At 71.8% G+C, this 18,965-nt stretch carries 20 protein-coding genes and 1 riboswitch; of the genes, 12 read left to right on the forward strand and 8 right to left on the reverse strand.

Annotation, left to right across the window (positions count from 1 at the left end; all coding sequences use genetic code 11):
* Positions 1 to 40: 40 nt before the first annotated feature.
* Genes KZJ41_RS18730 through KZJ41_RS18745 form a run of 4 tightly spaced genes read right to left on the reverse strand, consistent with a single transcriptional unit; the run spans position 41 to position 4,180 of the window.
* A complete protein-coding gene (locus KZJ41_RS18730) occupies positions 41 to 1,081 on the reverse strand; it encodes an iron ABC transporter substrate-binding protein (RefSeq protein ID WP_006939636.1) in 1,041 nt (346 codons plus the stop codon).
* A gap of 54 nt (positions 1,082 to 1,135) precedes the next feature.
* Positions 1,136 to 2,290, reverse strand: coding sequence for a M20 family metallopeptidase (locus KZJ41_RS18735; RefSeq protein ID WP_006939637.1), 1,155 nt, complete (start codon positions 2,288 to 2,290; stop codon positions 1,136 to 1,138).
* Entirely contained in the window at positions 2,287 to 3,447 is a 1,161-nt protein-coding gene (locus tag KZJ41_RS18740; protein WP_065923430.1) for a M20 family metallopeptidase, read from the reverse strand. The genes KZJ41_RS18735 and KZJ41_RS18740 overlap by 4 nt, the downstream gene beginning before the upstream one ends.
* A 34-nt stretch (positions 3,448 to 3,481) precedes the next feature.
* Positions 3,482 to 4,180 (reverse strand): enoyl-CoA hydratase/isomerase family protein, encoded by a 699-nt coding sequence (locus KZJ41_RS18745; protein WP_029544693.1) that lies wholly within the window; start codon positions 4,178 to 4,180, stop codon positions 3,482 to 3,484.
* Between the two features lie 65 nt (positions 4,181 to 4,245).
* On the opposite strand from KZJ41_RS18745, the gene KZJ41_RS18750 reads away from it, so the two are divergent.
* Positions 4,246 to 5,058 (forward strand): purine-nucleoside phosphorylase, encoded by an 813-nt coding sequence (locus tag KZJ41_RS18750; RefSeq protein WP_006939640.1) that lies wholly within the window; start codon positions 4,246 to 4,248, stop codon positions 5,056 to 5,058.
* Entirely contained in the window at positions 5,055 to 6,530 is a 1,476-nt protein-coding gene (locus KZJ41_RS18755) for a phospho-sugar mutase (protein ID WP_161995066.1), read from the forward strand. The genes KZJ41_RS18750 and KZJ41_RS18755 overlap by 4 nt, the downstream gene beginning before the upstream one ends.
* Positions 6,531 to 6,598: 68 nt before the next feature.
* Here KZJ41_RS18755 and KZJ41_RS18760 read toward each other — a convergent pair whose 3' ends face one another.
* Positions 6,599 to 7,294 (reverse strand): MspA family porin, encoded by a 696-nt coding sequence (locus tag KZJ41_RS18760; protein ID WP_006939646.1) that lies wholly within the window; start codon positions 7,292 to 7,294, stop codon positions 6,599 to 6,601.
* Positions 7,295 to 7,673: 379 nt separating this feature from the next.
* On the reverse strand, positions 7,674 to 8,297 hold the full coding sequence (gene upp, locus KZJ41_RS18765) for a uracil phosphoribosyltransferase (RefSeq protein ID WP_050035488.1): 624 nt from the start codon (positions 8,295 to 8,297) through the stop codon (positions 7,674 to 7,676).
* 188 nt (positions 8,298 to 8,485) lie between these two features.
* Here upp and KZJ41_RS18770 point away from each other — a divergent pair, with 188 nt between their 5' ends.
* The 5 genes from KZJ41_RS18770 to KZJ41_RS18790 are packed head-to-tail and all read left to right on the forward strand — an operon-like array spanning position 8,486 to position 13,666.
* A complete protein-coding gene (locus KZJ41_RS18770) occupies positions 8,486 to 9,130 on the forward strand; it encodes an ABC transporter permease (RefSeq protein WP_029544703.1) in 645 nt (214 codons plus the stop codon).
* Positions 9,127 to 10,317, forward strand: a complete 1,191-nt coding sequence (locus KZJ41_RS18775; RefSeq protein ID WP_251549404.1) for an ABC transporter ATP-binding protein — start codon at positions 9,127 to 9,129, stop codon at positions 10,315 to 10,317. Before KZJ41_RS18770 ends, KZJ41_RS18775 begins: the two co-directional genes overlap by 4 nt.
* A complete protein-coding gene (locus tag KZJ41_RS18780; protein WP_251549406.1) occupies positions 10,314 to 11,120 on the forward strand; it encodes an ABC transporter permease in 807 nt (268 codons plus the stop codon). The genes KZJ41_RS18775 and KZJ41_RS18780 overlap by 4 nt, the downstream gene beginning before the upstream one ends.
* Positions 11,117 to 12,094 carry a glycine betaine ABC transporter substrate-binding protein gene (locus KZJ41_RS18785; protein ID WP_006939655.1) on the forward strand — a complete coding sequence of 326 codons (978 nt, stop codon included), beginning with the start codon at positions 11,117 to 11,119 and terminating at the stop codon, positions 12,092 to 12,094. Before KZJ41_RS18780 ends, KZJ41_RS18785 begins: the two co-directional genes overlap by 4 nt.
* A gap of 15 nt (positions 12,095 to 12,109) precedes the next feature.
* Positions 12,110 to 13,666 carry an MFS transporter gene (locus KZJ41_RS18790; RefSeq protein WP_251549408.1) on the forward strand — a complete coding sequence of 519 codons (1,557 nt, stop codon included), beginning with the start codon at positions 12,110 to 12,112 and terminating at the stop codon, positions 13,664 to 13,666.
* 102 nt (positions 13,667 to 13,768) lie between these two features.
* Here the strand turns inward: KZJ41_RS18790 and KZJ41_RS18795 are convergent, their stop codons facing one another.
* A complete protein-coding gene (locus KZJ41_RS18795) occupies positions 13,769 to 14,083 on the reverse strand; it encodes a multidrug efflux SMR transporter (protein ID WP_006939659.1) in 315 nt (104 codons plus the stop codon).
* A gap of 10 nt (positions 14,084 to 14,093) precedes the next feature.
* Positions 14,094 to 14,161: riboswitch (guanidine-III (ykkC-III) riboswitch) on the reverse strand.
* Between the two features lie 171 nt (positions 14,162 to 14,332).
* On the opposite strand from KZJ41_RS18795, the gene KZJ41_RS18800 reads away from it, so the two are divergent.
* Genes KZJ41_RS18800 through KZJ41_RS18820 form a run of 5 tightly spaced genes read left to right on the forward strand, consistent with a single transcriptional unit; the run spans position 14,333 to position 17,633 of the window.
* Complete coding sequence (locus KZJ41_RS18800) at positions 14,333 to 14,677, forward strand: hypothetical protein (RefSeq protein ID WP_029544711.1); 345 nt, start codon at positions 14,333 to 14,335, stop codon at positions 14,675 to 14,677.
* A complete protein-coding gene (locus KZJ41_RS18805; RefSeq protein WP_029544713.1) occupies positions 14,674 to 15,657 on the forward strand; it encodes a C40 family peptidase in 984 nt (327 codons plus the stop codon). Before KZJ41_RS18800 ends, KZJ41_RS18805 begins: the two co-directional genes overlap by 4 nt.
* Positions 15,658 to 15,696: 39 nt before the next feature.
* On the forward strand, positions 15,697 to 16,029 hold the full coding sequence (locus tag KZJ41_RS18810) for a hypothetical protein (RefSeq protein ID WP_006939671.1): 333 nt from the start codon (positions 15,697 to 15,699) through the stop codon (positions 16,027 to 16,029).
* 5 nt (positions 16,030 to 16,034) lie between these two features.
* Complete coding sequence (locus KZJ41_RS18815) at positions 16,035 to 16,340, forward strand: YbaB/EbfC family nucleoid-associated protein (RefSeq protein WP_006939673.1); 306 nt, start codon at positions 16,035 to 16,037, stop codon at positions 16,338 to 16,340.
* A gap of 60 nt (positions 16,341 to 16,400) precedes the next feature.
* Positions 16,401 to 17,633: a hypothetical protein gene (locus KZJ41_RS18820; RefSeq protein ID WP_006939675.1), complete on the forward strand. Its 1,233-nt coding sequence runs from the start codon at positions 16,401 to 16,403 to the stop codon at positions 17,631 to 17,633.
* Here KZJ41_RS18820 and KZJ41_RS18825 read toward each other — a convergent pair.
* Positions 17,566 to 18,954: an NAD(P)/FAD-dependent oxidoreductase gene (locus KZJ41_RS18825; RefSeq protein WP_029544717.1), complete on the reverse strand. Its 1,389-nt coding sequence runs from the start codon at positions 18,952 to 18,954 to the stop codon at positions 17,566 to 17,568. The two genes, KZJ41_RS18820 and KZJ41_RS18825, sit on opposite strands and share 68 nt — an antisense overlap.
* Between the last annotated feature and the right edge of the window lie 11 nt (positions 18,955 to 18,965).

The following is an 18,965-nucleotide window of genomic DNA, read 5'->3' on the forward strand; positions in this document are numbered from 1 at the left end:
GGCCGGCTGCGCCGGGTGGGACGGAGAGCGGCGAGCTGGATCAGATGAATCCCAGCTCCTGCAGCAACGCCTGGGTCTGCTCGAGCGAGGCGAGTTCGGCGAGTTCGATGTCGGAGTTGCCGATCTCCGACAGCGGACGCAGCTGGTCCTTGGTCTCGACGCCCTCGACGACCGGGTACTCGGCCGTCTCGTCGGCGAAGTAGGCCTGGGCCTCGGGCGAGAGCAGCGCGGCGACGAACTGCTCCGCCTGCTCCTTCTGGTCCGTGGTCTTCAGCACGCCGGCCCCGGCGATGTTCACCAGCGCGCCCGGATCACCGGCCTGGAAGTAGTAGACCTGCACGTTCAGGTTCTCGGCACCGCGCTCGTCCGCGAGGCCGTACCAGTAGTAGTGGTTGGTCAGGCCGAGGGTGACCTGGCCGGTGTCCACACCCTCCATCAGCGGGCCGTTGCCCTCGAAGGCCACCGGCTCGTTGGCCTTGAAGGCCTCGAGCCAGGCGCGGGCCCCGTCCTCGCCGCGCGCGACGCGCAGCCCGGTGACGAACGCCTGGAACGACGCGTTGGTCGGGGCGAAGCCGATCTGGCCCTTCCACTTCGGGTCCAGCAGGCCGTCGATGCCGGTGGGCAGATCCTGCGGCTGCACCTTCTCGTCGTTGTAGACGAGCACGCGGGCGCGCGCGGAGGTCGCCACCCAGGTGCCGTCGGCGGCGCGGTAGTCGGCGGGAACCAGCTCGGTCACCGACGCCGGCAGCGTCTCGAGCAGCCCCGCCTGGTCCAGCAGGCCGAGCGCACCGGCGTCCTGGGTGAACACCACGTCGGCCGGCGAGGAGCCGCCCTCCTCGACCAGCTTTCCGGTGATCTCGGGGGTGCTGCCGTAGACGACGTCGACCTCGAAGCCGAGGGTGCCCTCGAGCTGGTCGATCAGCGGCCCGACCAGGTTCTCGCTGCGCCCGGAGTACAGGGTGAGCGCACCGGTGGAGCCGCCCTCGGACTCACCCGATCCCGAGTCGCTGCCGCACGCGGCCAACACGGCGGCGACGACCCCGGCCGACAGTACGGCGACAGCTCTGCGTCGAAAATGCATCCGGACCTCCTGGCGTGAGCGACGACTCACAGGCAACGTACAGGTTGTGCAAGCCTAACCTGATCCCAGGACCAGGTTCGTCATCACCCGTACGCCGACGGCCAGGGCCCGCTCGTCGAGATCGAAGTCGGGCTGGTGGATGTCGAGCTTCGGCCCGGTCCCCCGCCACACACCCAGCCGGGCCATCGCCCCCGGAACCTGCTCGAGGTACCAGGAGAAGTCCTCGCCGCCCCCGGACTGCGGGGTGTCCGCCAGCGCGTCCGGGTCGATCGCGCGCACCGCGTCCTCGACCATCCGGGCCGACACCTCGTCGTTGACGACGGGCGGCACACCGCGCCGGTAGTCCAGCTCGTAGCTCAGGCCGGTCGGCGCGAGCAGACCGTGCACGATCTCGCGCACCATCGGCTCGAGCAGCTCCCAGGTCTCGTGGTCGCCGGTGCGGACGGTGCCGGTCAGCATGCCGGTGCGGGGAATCGCATTCGCGGCCTTGCCCGCCGTCACCGCGCCCCACACCATCACCGTGCTCGTGCGCGGGTCGATGCGCCGGCTGAGCATGCCCGGCAGCCCGGTGATCACGGTGCCGAGCCCGTACACCAGATCGCCCGTCAGGTGCGGGCGGGAGGTGTGCCCGCCCGGCGAGTCGAGGACCAGCTCGACCGTGTCGGCGGCCGAGGTGATCGCCCCGACCCGCACCCCGACCCGGCCCGCCTCGAGCCGCGGATCGCAGTGCAACGCGAAGATCCGGGCCACCCCCTCGAGCGCGCCCGCGGCGACCACGTCGAGCGCACCGCCCGGCATCACCTCTTCGGCCGGCTGGAAGATCAGCCGCACACCCACCGGCAGCTCGGGCACCGAGTGCAGCGCCAGCGCCGTGCCGAGCAGGACGGTGGTGTGGGCGTCGTGCCCGCAGGCGTGTGTCACGCCCGGCACGGTGGAGGCGAACGGCAGGCCCGTCAGCTCCTGCATGGGCAACGCGTCCATGTCGGCACGCAGGGCGATCCGCGGGCCCTCGGGGCCGAGATCGCAGATCAGGCCCGTGCCGCGCGGCAGCACCTTCGGTTCGAGCCCGGCGGCGGCGAGCGTGCTCCCGACGAACTCGGTGGTGGCGTACTCCTGACGGGCCAGTTCGGGATTGGCGTGGATGTGCCGGCGCCACGCCGACAGGTCGTCGGTGTGCTCGCCCAGCCACTTCTCGATGTACGGGTTCATCGGCGCGCCACGTTCTCGAGCAGCCGTGCACGCTGCGTGGGATCGGTCGCCGCCCGGGCCGCCGTCGCGGCGAGCGCGCGGGCGCCGTCGAGGACGGCGAGGTCCGCCGAGGCGGTGACGCACGCGGCGGCGAACGCCGCCTGGTGGGTCACCGCCCCACCCGAGTCGAGACCGATCACCGGGTGGATACCCGGCACCACGTTCGTCACGTTTCCCATGTCCGTGCTGCCCAGCGGGCGCGATCCTTCCTCCTCGACGGGCAGCGGCGTGCGCCCGAGACCGATGATCTCCTCACGATAAGCCCGGACCAGCCACGGGTCGGGAGTCAGTTCGGTATAGGTCGGCGACACGGTGCGGATCTCGTGCGTGCAGCCGGCGGCGAGAGCCCCGGCGGCGAAGCAGTTCCCGGCGCGCTCGGACAGGTCGGCGAGGGAGTCCGCGGTCGTCGCCCGCAGGTAGTACAGCAGTTCGGTGTGCGCGGGCACGATGTTCGGGGCGGTGCCGCCGTCGCTGACGATGCCGTGGATCTGCTGGCCGGGCAGCAGATGCTGACGCAGCAGGCCGACGGCGACCTGCGCGACGGTCGCGGCGTCGGCGGCGTTGCGGCCGTATTCGGGGGCGGCGGAGGCGTGCGCCTCGCGACCGGTGTAGGTGACGGCGATGTCGGCGAGGGCCAGCGACGTCGCCCCGGTGATGTCGAACGGGCCCGGGTGCACCATCAGGGCCATGCCGACGTCGGCGAACACGCCGCGCTCGAGCATGAGCACCTTGCCGCCGCCGGTCTCCTCGGCGGGCGTGCCGATGACGCGGACGGTGATGCCGAGGGCGTCGGCGACCGCGGCGAGACCCAGGCCCGCGCCGGCGGCGGCGGCGGCGATGATGTTGTGCCCGCACGCGTGCCCGATTCCGGGCAGGGCGTCGTATTCGGCGCAGATGCCGACGACGAGTTCCCCGCTGCCGAACCGGGCGTCGAACGCGGTGGGCAGATCGGCGATCCCGGTGCGGACCTCGAATCCGCCGCCGCGCAGCAGTTCGACGATCTTCGCGGCGCTGCGGTGTTCGTCGAAGGCCAGCTCCGGCTCGGCATGGATCGAATGCGACAGGGCGATCAGGCCGTCCGACGCAGCCTCGATCGCCCTGTCCGCATCGCTCGTCACCCGCTCAGTCTGGCACGGGCGGAACGAGGGCACCTCACCCGAGGCGGAAGTTCGACTCGTCCGTCTTCGTCTCGAGCGCCGCGATCAGCGGCGCGTGCAGACCGCGCTTGATGCCCGCCAGGTTGGCGCCCCGGGTGCCGGTCAGGGCGGCGGCCCGCTCGACGGCGGCGGCCAGCACGGTGTCGCCGTCGACGGCGCGATCGACGATGCCCGCCGCGAGGGCGTCACCACCGCCGAACCGGCGGCCGGTCGTGGTCGCCTCGACCGCGGCCTGGATCGGCAGCCGCTCGCGCAGCAGTGCGGACATGCCCACGGTGAACGGCATGTTCAGCGACACCTCGGGCAGGCACCAGAAGCCGCGATCGGCCCGCATCACGCGGAAGTCGTGGGTCAGCGCGAGCATCGCACCGGCACCGAACGCATGGCCCTGCACCGCCGCGACGGTGGCCGCGGGGAAGGTGAGGATCCGCGCGTACAACTCGTGGACGGAATCGAGGTAACCCGGCAGCCCGGGGAGGTTCCCGAAGATCCAGTCGGTGTCGAGGCCGTTGCTCCAGAACTTCCCGGTGGCCGCGGTGACGAGCGCCGCGGGGCCGTCGTGCGCGACGACCTCGTCGAGCAGCGCGTGGACGGCGGAGAGCCAGTCGGGGTGGAAGCGGTTCTCGGTGTCGCCGCCGGAGCGGTCGCCGAGGTGGAGGACGAAGACGTCGCCGTCGCGTTCGAGGTATGGCATGCGGAGAGGATAGCGCCAGAACCTACCGGTGAGTAACAACACGGTTGGCGCTAGGGTCGACCGACATGGGAGCACCCGACGCCATCGCCGACCCCCCTGCCGAGGCCGCCCGCGCCGCCGCGGCACTCGCCGAGCGCACCGGCGTGCCCGAGCACTCCGTCGCGGTGGTGCTCGGCTCCGGCTGGCGCGCCGCGGTGGAGCGCTTCGGCACGGCGGTCGCCGACGTTCCGATGAGCGAACTGCCGGGATTCGCCCCGCCCACCGCCGAAGGACATTCGGGCACCGTGCATTCGGTGCGGGTCGGCGAGACCCCGGTGCTGCTCCTCGCGGGCCGCACCCACGCCTACGAAGGGCACGACCTGAGCCGCGTCGTGCATCCGGTGCGCACCGCCGTCGCCGCCGGCGCGCGCACCGTCGTGCTCACCAACGCCGCCGGCGGCATCCGGCCCGATCACGCGGTCGGTCAGCCGGTCCTGATCTCGGACCACCTCAACCTCACCGGACGCTCGCCGCTCGTCGGCGCCCAGTTCGTCGACCTCGTCGACGCCTACTGCCCGAGGTTGCGCGCCCTCGCCCGCGAGATCGACCCCACCCTCGGCGAGGGCGTGTACGCCGGCCTGCCCGGCCCGCACTACGAGACCCCCGCCGAGATCCGCATGTTGCGCACCCTCGGCGCGGACCTGGTGGGCATGTCCACCGTCCACGAGACCATCGCCGCGCGTGCCGCCGGCGCCCGGGTCCTCGGCATCTCCCTGGTCACCAACGCCGCGGCGGGGATCACCGGCGAGCACCTCGACCACCACGAGGTCCTTGCGGCGGGACGGGCCGCCGCCACCCGCATGGGCGACCTGCTGCGTGAGCTGGCGGGCCGGCTGTGACCCTGCGCTTCGGCACCGCCGGGCTGCGCGGCCCCGTCGGCGACGGCCCGGACTGCATGAACGAGGACGTGGTCGTCCGCACCACCGCGGGCCTGGCCCGCTGGCTCGACGCGCGCGGCTCCGGCGGCGGCACCGTGGTCGTCGGCCGCGACGCGCGCACCGGATCGGCCGAGTTCTTCGCCGCCGCCACAGAGGTTCTCGCGGCCGCCGGTTTCGACGTCGTGGCGTTGCCGCGCCCGCTCCCGACCCCGGTGACGGCGTACGCCGTGCGGACGCTCGACGCGGTCGCGGGTGTGCAGATCACCGCGTCGCACAACCCGGCCACGGACAACGGCTACAAGGTCTACACCCGCGGCGGCGCACAACTGGTCGAGCCGGACGACCGGGAGATCGAGGCGGCGATCGACGCCGTCGGCGACGCGGCGTCGGTGCCGCGCGTCACCGTCGCACCCGCGGGGGACGAACTGGTGGCACGGTATCTCGCGCGCGTCGCGTCGCTGCCGCGCTCCGCGGCGCGGGAACTCCGCGTCGCGCTGACGCCGCTGCACGGCGTCGGCGGGGAGACCGCGGTGGCAGCCCTGCGCGCGGCCGGCTTCGGCGACGTGCACGTCGTCGACGCACAGTTCGCGCCCGACCCGCGCTTTCCCACCGTCGAGTTCCCCAACCCGGAGGAGCCGGGGTCCGCCGACGCCCTGCTCGCGCTCGCTGCCGAGGTCGGCGCCGACATCGCCGTCGCCCTCGATCCCGATGCCGACCGGTGTGCCGTGGGCGTCCCCACGCCCGACGGCTGGCGGATGCTGCGTGGCGACGAGACCGGGGTGCTGCTGGGCGACCGGATTCTCGCGGGGGCCCCGCGCGGTGCACTGGTGGCGACGACGATCGTCTCCTCGTCCCTGCTCGGCAAGCTCGCCGCCGCGCGGGGCGCCCGCTACGCGCAGACCCTCACGGGCTTCAAGTGGCTCGCCCGCGCGGGCGACGGGCTGGTGTACGCGTACGAAGAGGCCCTCGGACACTGCGTCGACCCGGATGCGGTGCGCGACAAGGACGGCATCGCCACGGCGATCGTCGTCGCGGACTACGCCGCGGAGCTGAAGGCCCGGCGGCGCACGCTCGTCGACGCTCTCGACGCCCTGTACCGCGAATTCGGGCTGCATCTCGGCGATCAGGTCTCGATCCGGGTGACCGACCTCGCGCGGATCGGGGCGATCATGAGCCGGCTGCGGTCCGCGCTGCCGGCCGAACTCGCCGGGGAGCCGGTCACGGCCACCGACCTCGCGACGGCGGCCGGCCCGCTGCGCACGGACGCGGTGGTACTCGAGGGGGCGTCGGTGCGCGTCGTGGTGCGGCCCTCGGGCACCGAGCCGAAGCTCAAGTGCTATCTCGAGGCGGTCGCCCCGGACGGTGACCGCGGCGGCGCGACGGCGCGCCTACGGGCGTTGCGCGCGTGGGCATCCGCGCTGAGCGACGGGTAACCACGCACGTCGGTGCCGGCGGTGCCCGCGTGTCGCGGTCACAGCCGGCACCGGAGCGACGACGATTCTCAAAGGCGGTGCGGCACCCCGTATGTGATGACGGTGTCGTTGTTCGAGGTGACAGCCCTGGCGTACGGGCGGATCGTGACCGGGCCGAGCGCTCCCGAGACCGAGCCGTGGACTCCCGCGAGCCGGACGGTCGCCGCCCTGCCGTCGAACTCCATGTCCTGGACGAATGCCACGTCGGTGATGCCGCCGGGCGCAAGATCGACCTCGATCTCCTGGGAGGGGATGATCGAACCGCCGATCGTCGCGCCGGTGCTCGCGTCGAGCCCGAGCGCGAACTCGGGGGCGAGCTCGACGCCGATGCCGAACTCGTTGCCAACCTCCCAGTCGAGGCTGGGGGTGTTGATGTGCACGATGGCACCGTTGAGGGCGACGGGATAGCCGATCTGGTATCCGATGGTCAGTTTGGTGTCCTGGAAGGAATCCGCGTCCGGCCCGGTGATGTTGACCGATACGACCTCGTCGTGGAAGAACTCGAAGCTGACGGGCGAGCTGTCGAGCGGCGGATAGGACTGGATCGACGTGTCGGCCTGGAGCACTTCGATGGCGTTGTTGTTGCCGAGGGGCAGCGTCCGGGCATTGTCGACAGCGGCTCCGGCACTGCCGGACCCCACCACCATGCCCAGCACTGCGGCCGCACCGAGTGCGGTGGCCCGGGCGCACTGTCGAAACCTGTTGCCGGAGAAGGTGTTGATCATCGAGCGGACCTCATTTTCGTGGACGGTCGAGGGCAGTGGACGAACCAACCGATCTGGGCGAGCGTAACCACAGAAGCCCCGTCCGGAAGGCGAGTTGATCATCTTCGCCGAAACGAGACGGAATCGGCCGGACACACCGCCGCTCCGGACCGGACCCCCTCACGTCCGGCACCGCGACCGGAATCTCTTCCTGTCCTGCGGTTTCGCGGGTTCCGGGCCGGATGCCGGCGAGGCGCGCAATGCCGCGGAGCCGACCCGCACCAGATCCCAAAAGAAACTCTATTGTAATCCTGTCACACAACAGACAAAGAGGACATACAAGACTATCTCGGCGCCGATGCGGATCGCTGGTGCGGCGCAAGCAGATCCGCGAGCCGCCTCAGCGAGGTCCGAACTGGCGGTCGCCGGCGTCCCCGAGTCCCGGGACGATGTACCTGTCCTCGTTGAGTCCCTCGTCGATCGTCGCGGTCACCAACCGGACCGGATGACCGGAGTCGGCGAGCGCCGCCACCCCCTCCGGGGCCGCGACCACGCACACCGCGGTGACGTCGGTTGCTCCGCGCGTGACCAGCAGCTCGATCGTGTGGACCATGGAGCCGCCGGTGGCGAGCATCGGGTCGAGCACGTAGACCGGCAGGCCGGACAGGTCGTCCGGGAGCGACTCGAGGTACGGCACCGGCTCGAACGTCTTCTCGTCCCGGGCCAACCCCACGAAGCCCACGCGCGCCTGCGGGATCAGCGCGTGCGCCTGCTCCACCATGCCGAGCCCCGCGCGCAGCACCGGCACCAGCAGCGGGGGCTGCTGCAGGCGCACACCGGTCGTGCTCGCGACGGGCGTGCGCACCTCGAACTGCTCCACCGGGGCGTCCCGGATCGCCTCGTAGATCAGCATCTGGGTAAGCCGGCGCAGCGCGTACCGGAAGGCGGCGTTGTCGCTGCGCTCGTCACGCAGGGTCGTGAGGAGAGCGGCGGCGAGCGGATGGTCGACGACGAGCGAATCCATGCCGGAAGGATAGAACGCGGCCACCGTGTGCCTGCCGCCGAGTGGGGCCGCGGACCACCCGCCCTCGGGCGGCGATCGACGGTCCGTGCCTGCCGGGTTCTCCGTCGCGGTTCTCCGTCTCGGCGCGAAGCCCACCGCAGGTGTGCCATCGTGACAGTCGGGCGTGCGGGGAGACGGGACGGGTGCGCATGTGGGAATTCGTCGACGAGCGGAAGGCGCAGATCGCCTTCAGCGCCTACCAGCACGTGAGCCTGGTCGTGCAGGCCGTCCTCCTCGCCACGATCGTCGCCGTCGTGATCGCGGTGATCGTCACGCGCGTCCCGCGGCTCGAACCGGTGGCGAACGCGCTCAGCGCCATCGGTCTGACGATCCCGTCGTTCGCCCTGCTCGGCATCCTGATCCCGCTCGTCGGAATCGGCGTCACCCCGGCTTTCATCGCCGTGGCGTTCTACGCGGCGCTGCCCGTGCTGCGTAATGCGGTCGTCGGCCTGCAGGGCGTCGACCGGGCGCTCGTCGAGTCGGCGCGAGGCCTCGGCATGGGCGAGGTCGGCACCCTCACCCGCGTACGGCTCCCCCTGGCCTGGCCGGTCATCCTCGCCGGGGTACGGGTCTCCACCCAGATGTCCATGGGGGTCGCCGCCATCGCCGCCTACGTCCTCGGCCCCGGCCTGGGCTCGTTCATCTTCACGGGCCTGTCCCAGATCGGTGGCGCCAACGCCCTGAATTCCGCGCTCGTGGGCACGGTGGGCGTGGTCGTGCTCGCCCTCGCTCTCGACGCACTGCTCCTCGCGATCGGCAAGGTCACCGTCTCGAAGGGAATCCGAGCCCGATGAACACGCCAGCACATTCCGCCGGGGGCATCAGCGGCACCGACATCGACCTGGTCGACGTGGTGAAGACCTTCCCCGGTCAGGCCCGGCCCGCCGTCGACGGACTGAGCCTGCACATCCCGGCGGGCGAGATCGTGATGTTCGTCGGTCCGTCCGGTTGCGGCAAGACCACGTCGCTGAAGATGATCAACCGGCTCGTCGAACCCACCTCCGGCACCATCCTGATCGGGGGTGAGGACGTCCGTTCCGCGGACGTCGACGACCTGCGCCGGCGGATCGGGTACGTGATCCAGGGCGGCAGCCTCTTCCCGCACATGACGGTCGCCCAGAACATCTCGATCGTGCCCCGGCTGCTGGGCTGGGACAAGCGACGGACCGCGGACCGGGTCGTGGAGCTGCTCGAACTGGTCAACCTGGATCCCGGCAAGTACTGCGACCGGTACCCGCGGGAGCTCTCCGGCGGCCAGCAGCAGCGGGTCGGCGTCGCGCGGGGCCTGGCCGCCGACCCGCCCGTGGTGCTGATGGACGAGCCGTTCGGGGCGGTCGATCCGATCACCCGGCACCGGCTGCAGGACGAGCTGCTGCGCATCCACGAGGAACTGCGCAAGACGATCGTGTGCGTCACCCACGACATCGACGAGGCCGTGAAGCTGGGCAACCGCATCCTGATCATGGAGGAGGGCGCGCACGTCGCCCAGTACGACACCCCCGAGGTGATCCTCTCGGCACCGGCGAACCGGTTCGTCGAGAAGTTCGTCGGCGCCGGGTCCACCCTCAAGCAGCTGTCCCTCAGCCGGGTCGACGACCTCGACCTCGTCGACGGCACCACTGCCACCGTGGGAAGCCCCGCCGCCGAAGCGGTCTCCCGCGCCGCGGCGAACGACGACGACACCGTCGTGGTCCTCGACCAGCGACGGCGGCCGGTGGCGTGGCTGTGGGTGCACGAGCTCGACGGCGCCGAGTCCGTCCCGGCCGGCGAACCGCAAGGCATGATCACGCTCGATCGGCACGCCACGTTGAACGATGCGCTCGACGCGATGCTCACCTCGGCGCACGGGGCCGCGATCGTGACCGGCCGGCACGACGAATTCCTCGGATTGGTGAACTTCGAGTCCGTCACCAACCGGATCCGCCCCACCGGTCCACGCTCGGCGGGGCCCGGCGCCGACGACACCGGGAGCCGCATATGAGCCTCGACGCCGAGCCGGCCGCGCCGTCGCGCGCCGCGGGAACCGAGACACGCCCGCGCGACGCCGGCGCGGGGCGTGAGAACACGGGGCTGCTCGTCGTCATCCCCGTCCTGGTGGCAGTGGTGTTCGCCGCGTGGGCACTGTGGCGGGGCAACGCCGACCTCGACTCGATCGAGGCCCGGCAACTCGACTGGACCACGATCACGACCCTGCTCTGGCAACACGTCGGGCTCACCGTGGTCTCGGCGATCCTCGTCGTGGCGGTGGCCGTCCCGCTCGGCATCGCCCTGACCCGGCCGAGGTCACGCGCACTCGCACCCGTGGCGGTGGGGATCGCCAACGCGGGCCAGGCGGCCCCGGCCATCGGCCTGATCGTGTTGCTCGCGATCTGGCTCGGCTTCGGATTCGGCACGGCGGTCGTCGCCCTGACCCTGTACGCCGTCCTTCCGGTGCTGCGGAACACGATCACCGGGATCGAGGGCATCGACCCCACGCTCGTCGAGGCCGGCCGCGGAATCGGCATGTCCGGCGCCGGGGTGCTGCTGCGCGTCGAACTGCCGCTCGCCGTACCGGTGATCATGACCGGCGTGCGCACCGCCCTCGTCCTGCTCGTGGGCACCGCCACCTTGGCCACGTTCATCAACGCCGGCGGCCTCGGTTCCCTCATCGTCACCGGCATCACCCTCTTCCGGTATCCGGTGCTCGTCAGCGGGGCCCTGCTCGTGGCGCTGCTCGCCCTGCTCATCGACTGGGCGGGCCGGGTCCTCGAACTCACGGTGCAACCGAAGGGGCTGCGCCGGTGACCCGGATCCTGCTGCCCCGCATCGTCGGATCCCTGCTCGTCGCGGCGACCCTGACCGCCTGCGGACTCGGAACCGCCGGCGGCTTCGTCCCCACCGGCGAGCTCGCCGGTCCCCTGCAGTCCGTCCAACGGCTCGACGGGGCGAGCGTCGCGGTCGGGTCGAAGAACTTCTCGGAAGGAGTCCTGCTCGGGAAGATGGCGGTGATCCTTCTTCGCTCGGCCGGTGCGGACGTCACGGATCTGACCAACATCCCCGGCAGCGCCAGTTCCCGCCAGGCGCAGCTCGAGGGACAGGTCGACCTCCAGTGGGAGTACACCGGAACGGCCTGGATCGCCTACCTCGGACACGAGGAGGCCATCCCGGACGAGCAGGCCCAGTACCAGGCCGTACGCGACGAGGACCTGCGCGAGAACGATCTGGCGTGGCTGCCGCCCGCCCCCATGAACAACACCTACGGCTTCGCGGCCACCAGCCGCAACGCCCAGCGCCTCGGCGTGGACTCCCTCTCCGACATCGCGAACATCCCGGTCGCCGAACGCACCTTCTGCGTGGAATCCGAGTTCGCCAACCGCAACGACGGCCTGCAGCCGATGCTCGAGACGTACGGGATCCCCCTCGGCTCCGGGGTCCCGCGGGAGAACATCAAGACCCTGGACACCGGGGCGATCTACGAGGCGACGGCCCGGGGCGAATGCAACTTCGGGGAGGTGTTCACCACGGACGGACGGATCGAGGCGCTCGATCTCGCGGTGCTCGAGGACGACCGCACGTTCTTCCCCATCTACAACGTGGCCGTCGTCGTCCGCGAGGAGACCCTCACCGAGAATCCGCAGATCGCCGACCTGTTCGCACCCGTCACCCGGGAGCTGACCGACGAGACCCTCATCGAGCTGAACGGGCAGATCGACGTCGACGGACGGGAGCCGGCCGAGGTGGCCTACGACTGGCTCGTGGAGAAGGGCTTCATCGAGTAGGACGGGGTGTGCGTGATGGCCGAACGCGCCGAGGCCGCGCCGCGCCTCACCGGCCGGATCCTCCTGACCGTTCTCGGTCCCGCGATCGCCTACGCGATCGCGGCCGTCGACCCGCTGATGCTGACCCTCAATCTGTCCACCGTGGGCCGCGGTCTCGACGTTCCCGCCGACCGGATCGGGATGCTCGCCGCCGCCTCCACCCTCATGGTGGCCGCATCCGTCCTCGCGGTCGGGACTCTCGGCGACCGGTTCGGGCTCGCGCGCATGCTCGTGTGGGCCCTCGTCGCCAACATCGCCGTCGGGTTGCTGTCGTCGCTGGCGCCGAACTATCCGGTGCTGCTGCTGATGCGCTTCCTGGACGGCCTGGCGCTGACCGCGCTGCTGGGACTGTCGCTGGCGCTCGTCACCGCCTCCGTCCCGGCCGAACTGCGGTCGACGGCTCTCGGCGTCCTCATGGCCGTCGACACGGTCCTGTACGGCATCACTCCGGCGGTCGGCGGGTGGGTCGTGGAGACGTTCGGCTGGCGATCGCTGTTCCTCGTCACCCCGCCGCTCGCGCTGATCGCGCTGACACTGATCGTCCGGCTCGTCGACGAACCACCGCGCCGGGCCGCGGGCGGAGTCGACGTCCTCGGTGTGAGTCTGTTCGGGGTGGCGCTGCTCGGCCTGGTGGCGGGGATCGGAGCGGTGCCCGACGGGCTCACCGAACCGCGCGCCTGGGTGCCCCTGAGCGTCAGCGTCGCCGCCGCCGCGACGTTCGTGTGGCACGAACGCAGGACGCCGGAGCCGGCCCTGAACCTGTCGCTGTTCGGGCGCCGCGCCTTCGTCCTCGCGGTGCTCGCGGTCCTGACCGTGAACCTGCTCGCGGCCGGTCTGGGAACCGTGCTCGGCCAGCTCGGCGACTACGTGCTGGGCATGTCCTCGCAGGCCGTCGGACTGCTGTACCTTCCCGGCACGCTCGTGATCGCCGCGGCGAGCGTGCTGGCCGGCCGGATGATCGCCGCGCACACCGCGCGCCCGGTGCTGGTGACCGGACTGTTGGTCATCGTGCTGAGCGGCCTCGTGACGGCGGCGACGGTCGCCCCGACGATGACGGTCGCGGCGCTCGTCGTGGCGACGTGGACCAGCAATCTGGGCGGATTCGTGGCCGGAACCGCGACCGCCGACACGATCCTCTCGCAGGCCGAGACCGGCAACACCGGGTCGATCGCCGCCGTCCAGCCGGCGTTCGGAATGATGGGCTACGCCCTCGGCCCGACCGTCTACATCCTGCTGCTCGACGCGTTCTACCGGCGAGAAGTGCTCGAGGACGCCGAAACTCGCGGCATCTCGGTCCAGGAGGCGGAGCAGGCCGAGCACGCCGTCACGATGACGATGTCCCACAGCGGCGGCCCCACCGGGTACGACCCCAACCTGGTGCAGCTCGCCCACGGGCTGACCCTCGGCGTCGACTTCACCGAGGGCGTCGCGACCACCATGCTGATCGTCTCGGCGCTGCCGCTCGTCGTCGCGGTGCTGGTCTTCTTCCTCATGCCGCGACGACCCGACGGCGCCGGCGCGCGCACGCCGTGACGGCCGATCCGCCACTGCCGTGCGCGGATTCGTGCGCCCGGTTCCGGGGCCGGTGCTCCTCGCGGCCGGCCCCGACGGTTGCGGTGTCCCTCCGGAACGGGTTCAGTGCACCAGCTTCAGCCCGATCACGCCCCCGACGATCATGCCCAGGAACACGACTTTCGACGCCGACACCGCCTCCTCGCCCGTGGCCATCGCGAACGCCACGGTGAGCACCGCACCGATCCCCACCCACACCGCGTAGGACGTCCCCACCGGCAGCCGGCGCATGGCATACGCCAGTCCCGCCATGCTCGCGACCAACGCCGCGACGAACACCACCGACGGGCCGAGCCGGCTGAGTCCCCGGGACCGATCCAACGCGGTGGCCCACACCGCCTCCAGCACCCCGGACACCACCAGAACCAACCACGACATCACAGCCTCCGACGGGCCGTCTTGTCGCACACCGGGTACGGCGCCCCTCGTCCGGGAGCCCGGTGAGGCAGGCTCGCGTCCACGGTCCCACACCCCGTGACGGGGAACAAGTTCGCCCTCTGCGTGGCGGGACAGCGGGACGCGCTCGCCCGTGGCGTCCGTACCGCGGGGCCGCAGGGAACCGGGCCGCCGCCCGCTGCGTCCAAGCGGTGGAAGGACGATCCGTTTCCACGGAGGGGAGCAGGCCGAATGGACGCAGGCACCGGCAACGGCAACCACGAGGTGGTACGCGCCCGGCCCGGGACGATCGCGGCGTTCGGGCACACCGCCGCGGCCCTGGGCGAGCGGCTGCACGACGCCGCCGCCGACGCACGCGCGGCCGATCCGGCACCGCTCGCGACGGTGTTCGGCCCGGTCGGCGCCGAGTTCCTCGCCGCGTTCGCGGCCACCCACCGCGGCCACGGAGCGGAACTGACCCGTCTCGGTGACACCTTCGACGCCATGGGCGCCATCGCGGGTGCCACCGCGGCCGCCTACGAACGCGTCGTCGCCGCCCAGGCGGCACGGCTGAACGCCGCCGGGGCCCCGCGGTGACCGCGGCGCCGGGGGCGGATCTGCTCACCGCTCCCCTGGCCGAGCTGTTGTCGGCGTTCGGCGCCGGAGCGGTCGGCACCGACCCGGCCGCCGTGCTGCGGTCGTGCGCCGAACTGGTCGACGGCGTGCACTCGGTGGGCCGGGTTGCGCTGGGCGAACTCGCGTGGGACTGGGCGGGGGCCGCGGCGGAGACGGCCGTGCGCAGCGGCGAGCGGGCGCTCGCCGACCTCGTCGCCGCCGCCGACCGCGGGACGGCCATCGCCGACGTCGCGGCGGACGCGACCACGACCGTCCTGACCGGTGCAGCCGAAATCGCCCGGCTGATCGAATCGTTCACGACGCTGGCCGAGCGCTCCGCTCCCCTGGCGGCGCTACCGCAGGGGCAGATGATGTTGCTGGTCGCGGCGATCGAGCACATCGCGGCCGGGCTCGACGTGCTTACCCGGGTCACCTCGTCGCTCGCCGAGCAGACGACCAGGATGGCGGAGCTGATGCCCTCGGAGCCCGCACCGGCAGCACCGACGGCCGGCGATCCGGCCGCCTCACCGGCCGGCGAGCTGCGGGCCTTCGGCGGCAACGGCACCGAGGTGCGGCTGCCCGACGGCAGCGTTGCCGTGGCACCCAATCGGGCGGCGGCCGAGGCGGTGCGTCACGCGCTCTCCCAGCAGGGCACGCCCTACGTGTGGGGTGGCACCGCACCGGGGCAGGGCCTCGACTGCAGCGGCCTGACCCAGTGGGCGTACGGGCAGGCCGGGGTGCAGATTCCGCGCCTTGCGCAGGAGCAGGACGTCGGCACCCCCGTCGAGGCGAGCGCGGTGCAGCCCGGCGACCTCGCGGTGTGGGACGGGCACGTCGCGATGATCGTCGGAAACGGCCTCATGGTCGAGGCCGGCGACCCGGTGCAGCTGTCGCCGATCCGGACCACGAACAGCGGGATGGGGTTCCAGGGCTTCTTCCGTCCCACCGGCCCCACCGGCTAGGCCGGGAACCGAGGGGCGCGGCGTCGCGTCCAACCGGGTATGGACACCGCGGAGACGACCATCACGACGGCGACCGCCCGGAACCGGTCCGGCACCGTCTCGGTGCGCACCACCGAACAGGGCCTGCCCGTCGACCTGCACATCGATAAGAGCGAACTACGTTACGGGGCAGCACAACTGGCCGAACAGATCGTGTCGCTGTGCCGTCGCGCGACACTCGAGGCCGCCGCGCTGCACCGAGAGGAGCTGGCGGGCAGGGGAATGCCGGAGGGACTGCTGAACCGGCTGGGACTGCCCACCCACGACGACGTGCAGCGCGCACGCCGCGACGACGCGCGGACGGCCGGCTCTCCGTCGGCGACCGGGTGGTGAGCGCGATGTCGGCGAGCGATCAGCGGATCACGGAGATCGTGGACGGTGTGCGCACGCGGCTCGGGGCCCTGCAGGACTGTGTGGCCGCACTCGGCGTGGTGTCGGGCGCCGCGACGAGCCCGGACGGCCTCGTGCGGGCCGAGGTGGACGGCAACGGCGCCCTGACCCGGCTGTGGCTCGACGAGGCGCTGAGCGGGCTCCACGCGCGCGACGTGGCGGCATCGATCCTGGCCACGACGCACGAGGCGGCACGGGCCGCCGCCGCCGAACGAGCTCGTCTGCTCGGGGAACTCCGCGGTGCACTCGGGTGACGGTCGTCTCATCGGCGCCCAGCTATGTCTTCGGCCGGGACATGGCTAGGCTTGGCGACCATGGCTGGAGACATCGTCCCGATCGAGCTCGGTCTCACCGACGGCGACGTCGTGACCCTCTGGGCGCCGCGGTGGCGCGAGGGCGACGACGAATGGGAGGCGTTCCTCGGCCACGGTGACGATCTGTACGCGTTCGGTGCGGTGGCCGAGCTCGTCGCGTTCGTCCGCTCCGGCGCCGACAACGACCTCGTCGAGCATCCGGCCTGGCCGGTGGTCGCGAAACTCTCCGCGGAGGAGTTCGAGCCGGACGAGAGCCATTCGTACGACCTGATCGGCGTGCCGGAACTGGTGGCGGACGACGCGGACCCGGAGTCCGTCGCCGAATTGCAGAACACGTTCGACATCGTCTCCGTCCTCGGCGACGTGTGCGAGCTCGAGTCGGTGACGAAGTTCTTCGAACGGGCGGAGATCGAGGCGCTGCTGAGCCACGGTGTCGCGGCGTTCGAGGGCCGCGAGGGCGGGGAGCTGTGGAACCGGGTCGGCTCCGCCGTCGCCGAGGACTGGGACGGGGTGATCGACGCGCTCGACGCCGTCGTGACGTCCCCCGAGGTCGACGCCGGGCTCGTCGCCGAGGCCGAGGCGGAACTCGTCGCGGCCGAGGAGAACATCGTCGAGGCCGAGGACGCCGCCGAGGAGGCGGAGGACGAGGAATACGAGTTCGTCGACGGGGACGAGAACGAGGACACGAGCTTCTGGACGGCGGTCGGAATCGACCCGGTCAAGATCATCGCCTCCGACGGCACGTGGTTCACCCTGCGCTGCTACCTCGACGACGACGCGCTGTTCCTCGGCCGCGACGGGACGATCCTCGTGTTCCCCACGGAGCGGGCGCTGGCGCGCTACCTGGCCGACCACCACGACCACGATCTGGCGGCGCTCAGCACCTACGACGACATCCGGCACGCGGCGACGGACGGTTCCCTCGAGGTCGAGGTGACGGACGAGAACGTGTACGTGCTGCCCGGGATCGCGGACGACATCGAGCACGGTACGGAGGCGGTGGACGCCGATCAGCTGGATCTGGCGGTCGAACTGTTCACCGACGCCGCGAACTACGCCGAGGACGACAGCACCGACGCCGCGCTGGCCGGGTCGACGGAGCTGGGCTGGTTCGTCAACTACGTGCTCGAGCCGGATCCGACGCGGCTCGCGCCCAGCGCGCCGTTCACCGCGGAGGCCGAGGCGTGGCGGGCTCTCGAGCGGGAGTTCGAGACCCGGCTGCACAAGCACTGATCGTCCGGCGGAGCACCCGCCCGACCACCGGCGCGGCGAACAGCGTCCCGGGCGGATCCACCATCGCCGCGACGCGGAAGAATGCGCGGACCACCTCGGGATCCTGCGCGGCGGCGGCGTGGACGAGCGGCAGGTAGCGGTTGGCCAGGCGCACTTTCGCGCTGCGCCGGCCCTCGACCTGCGGCCAGGCGAGGTCGCCGCCGGTGGCCATGTCCCAGGGCACGTCGACGACCTTCGCCATATCCCGGAACCATCGATGCGGGTCCGGCTCCCGGCCGCCCTTCAGGTGTTCGGCGAGCAGCCCGGCTTCGAACGCCGCGACGCTCATTCCCTGCGCGTAGATCGGGTTGAAACTGCATGCGGCGTCGCCGGTCACCAGCAGTCCCTCCGGCAGCCGCCGGCACCGTTCGTAGCGCTGCCGCCGACTCGCCGGAAAGTGGTACGACCGGGGCGCGTCGAGCGGCTCGGCGTCCCGGATCGCGTCGTACACGTCCGGGCGGGGCAGGGACCGCAGGAAGTCCACCCAGCCGTCCGGCGAGGACGGGGGCCGGTGCCCGAGCATGCCCACCGCCGTCACGAGGCAGCGACCGTTCTCGATCGTCTGGATGGCGGCACCGCGCGGGTACGGCGGCGACGGCGCGAGCAGAATCCCCAGGTCGCCGCCCATGAGTGCCGGATCGGAGGCGTAGGTGCGCGTGACGTACGTGAGGTCGACGCGCACCTCCTCCCGCTCGGGCGGGTGGTATCCGAGCCGCTCGAGCCACGCCGGGGTTCGCGAACCACGGCCGGTGGCGTCGACGACGAGATCGGCGTCGAGAACCTCCTCGACGCTGCCGTCCGCCCGGCGGAGCACGCGCACGCCGGTGACCTTTCGGCCGTCCCGGCTCACGGTCAATCCCAGCGCGTCGCAACGATCGACGATCCGCACTCCGGGACGTGCGGCGACGCGGGACCGCACCCGATGTTCGAGATTCGGCCGGCTCGCGCTCACCGCCGTCAGGTCGCTCTCCGCCTGCCGGAGGCGGTGGCCACCCAGATACCAGCGCACGTCGCCGCACTGGTCCACCATCGGTGCACCGTCGCCGACGAGATCGGCGGTGAGCCCGGGCAGCAGTTCCTCCATCGCGCGCATCCCGCCGGCCACCAGCACATGGATGTGCCGACCCTGCGGTACGCAGCGCCGTGCCGCGGCACCGTCCGGCAGTCTGTCGTGATCGATCACCACCACGTCCGAGTACGCATCCGACAACACCCGCGCGGCGAGCAGACCGGCCGTTCCCGCGCCGAGGACCACGGCGCGATCACCGATACGTGTCACCATTTCCGGCACCT

Source organism: Rhodococcus sp. 11-3, assembly GCF_023704055.1.
Taxonomy (GTDB): Bacteria; Actinomycetota; Actinomycetes; order Mycobacteriales; family Mycobacteriaceae; genus Rhodococcus; species Rhodococcus aetherivorans.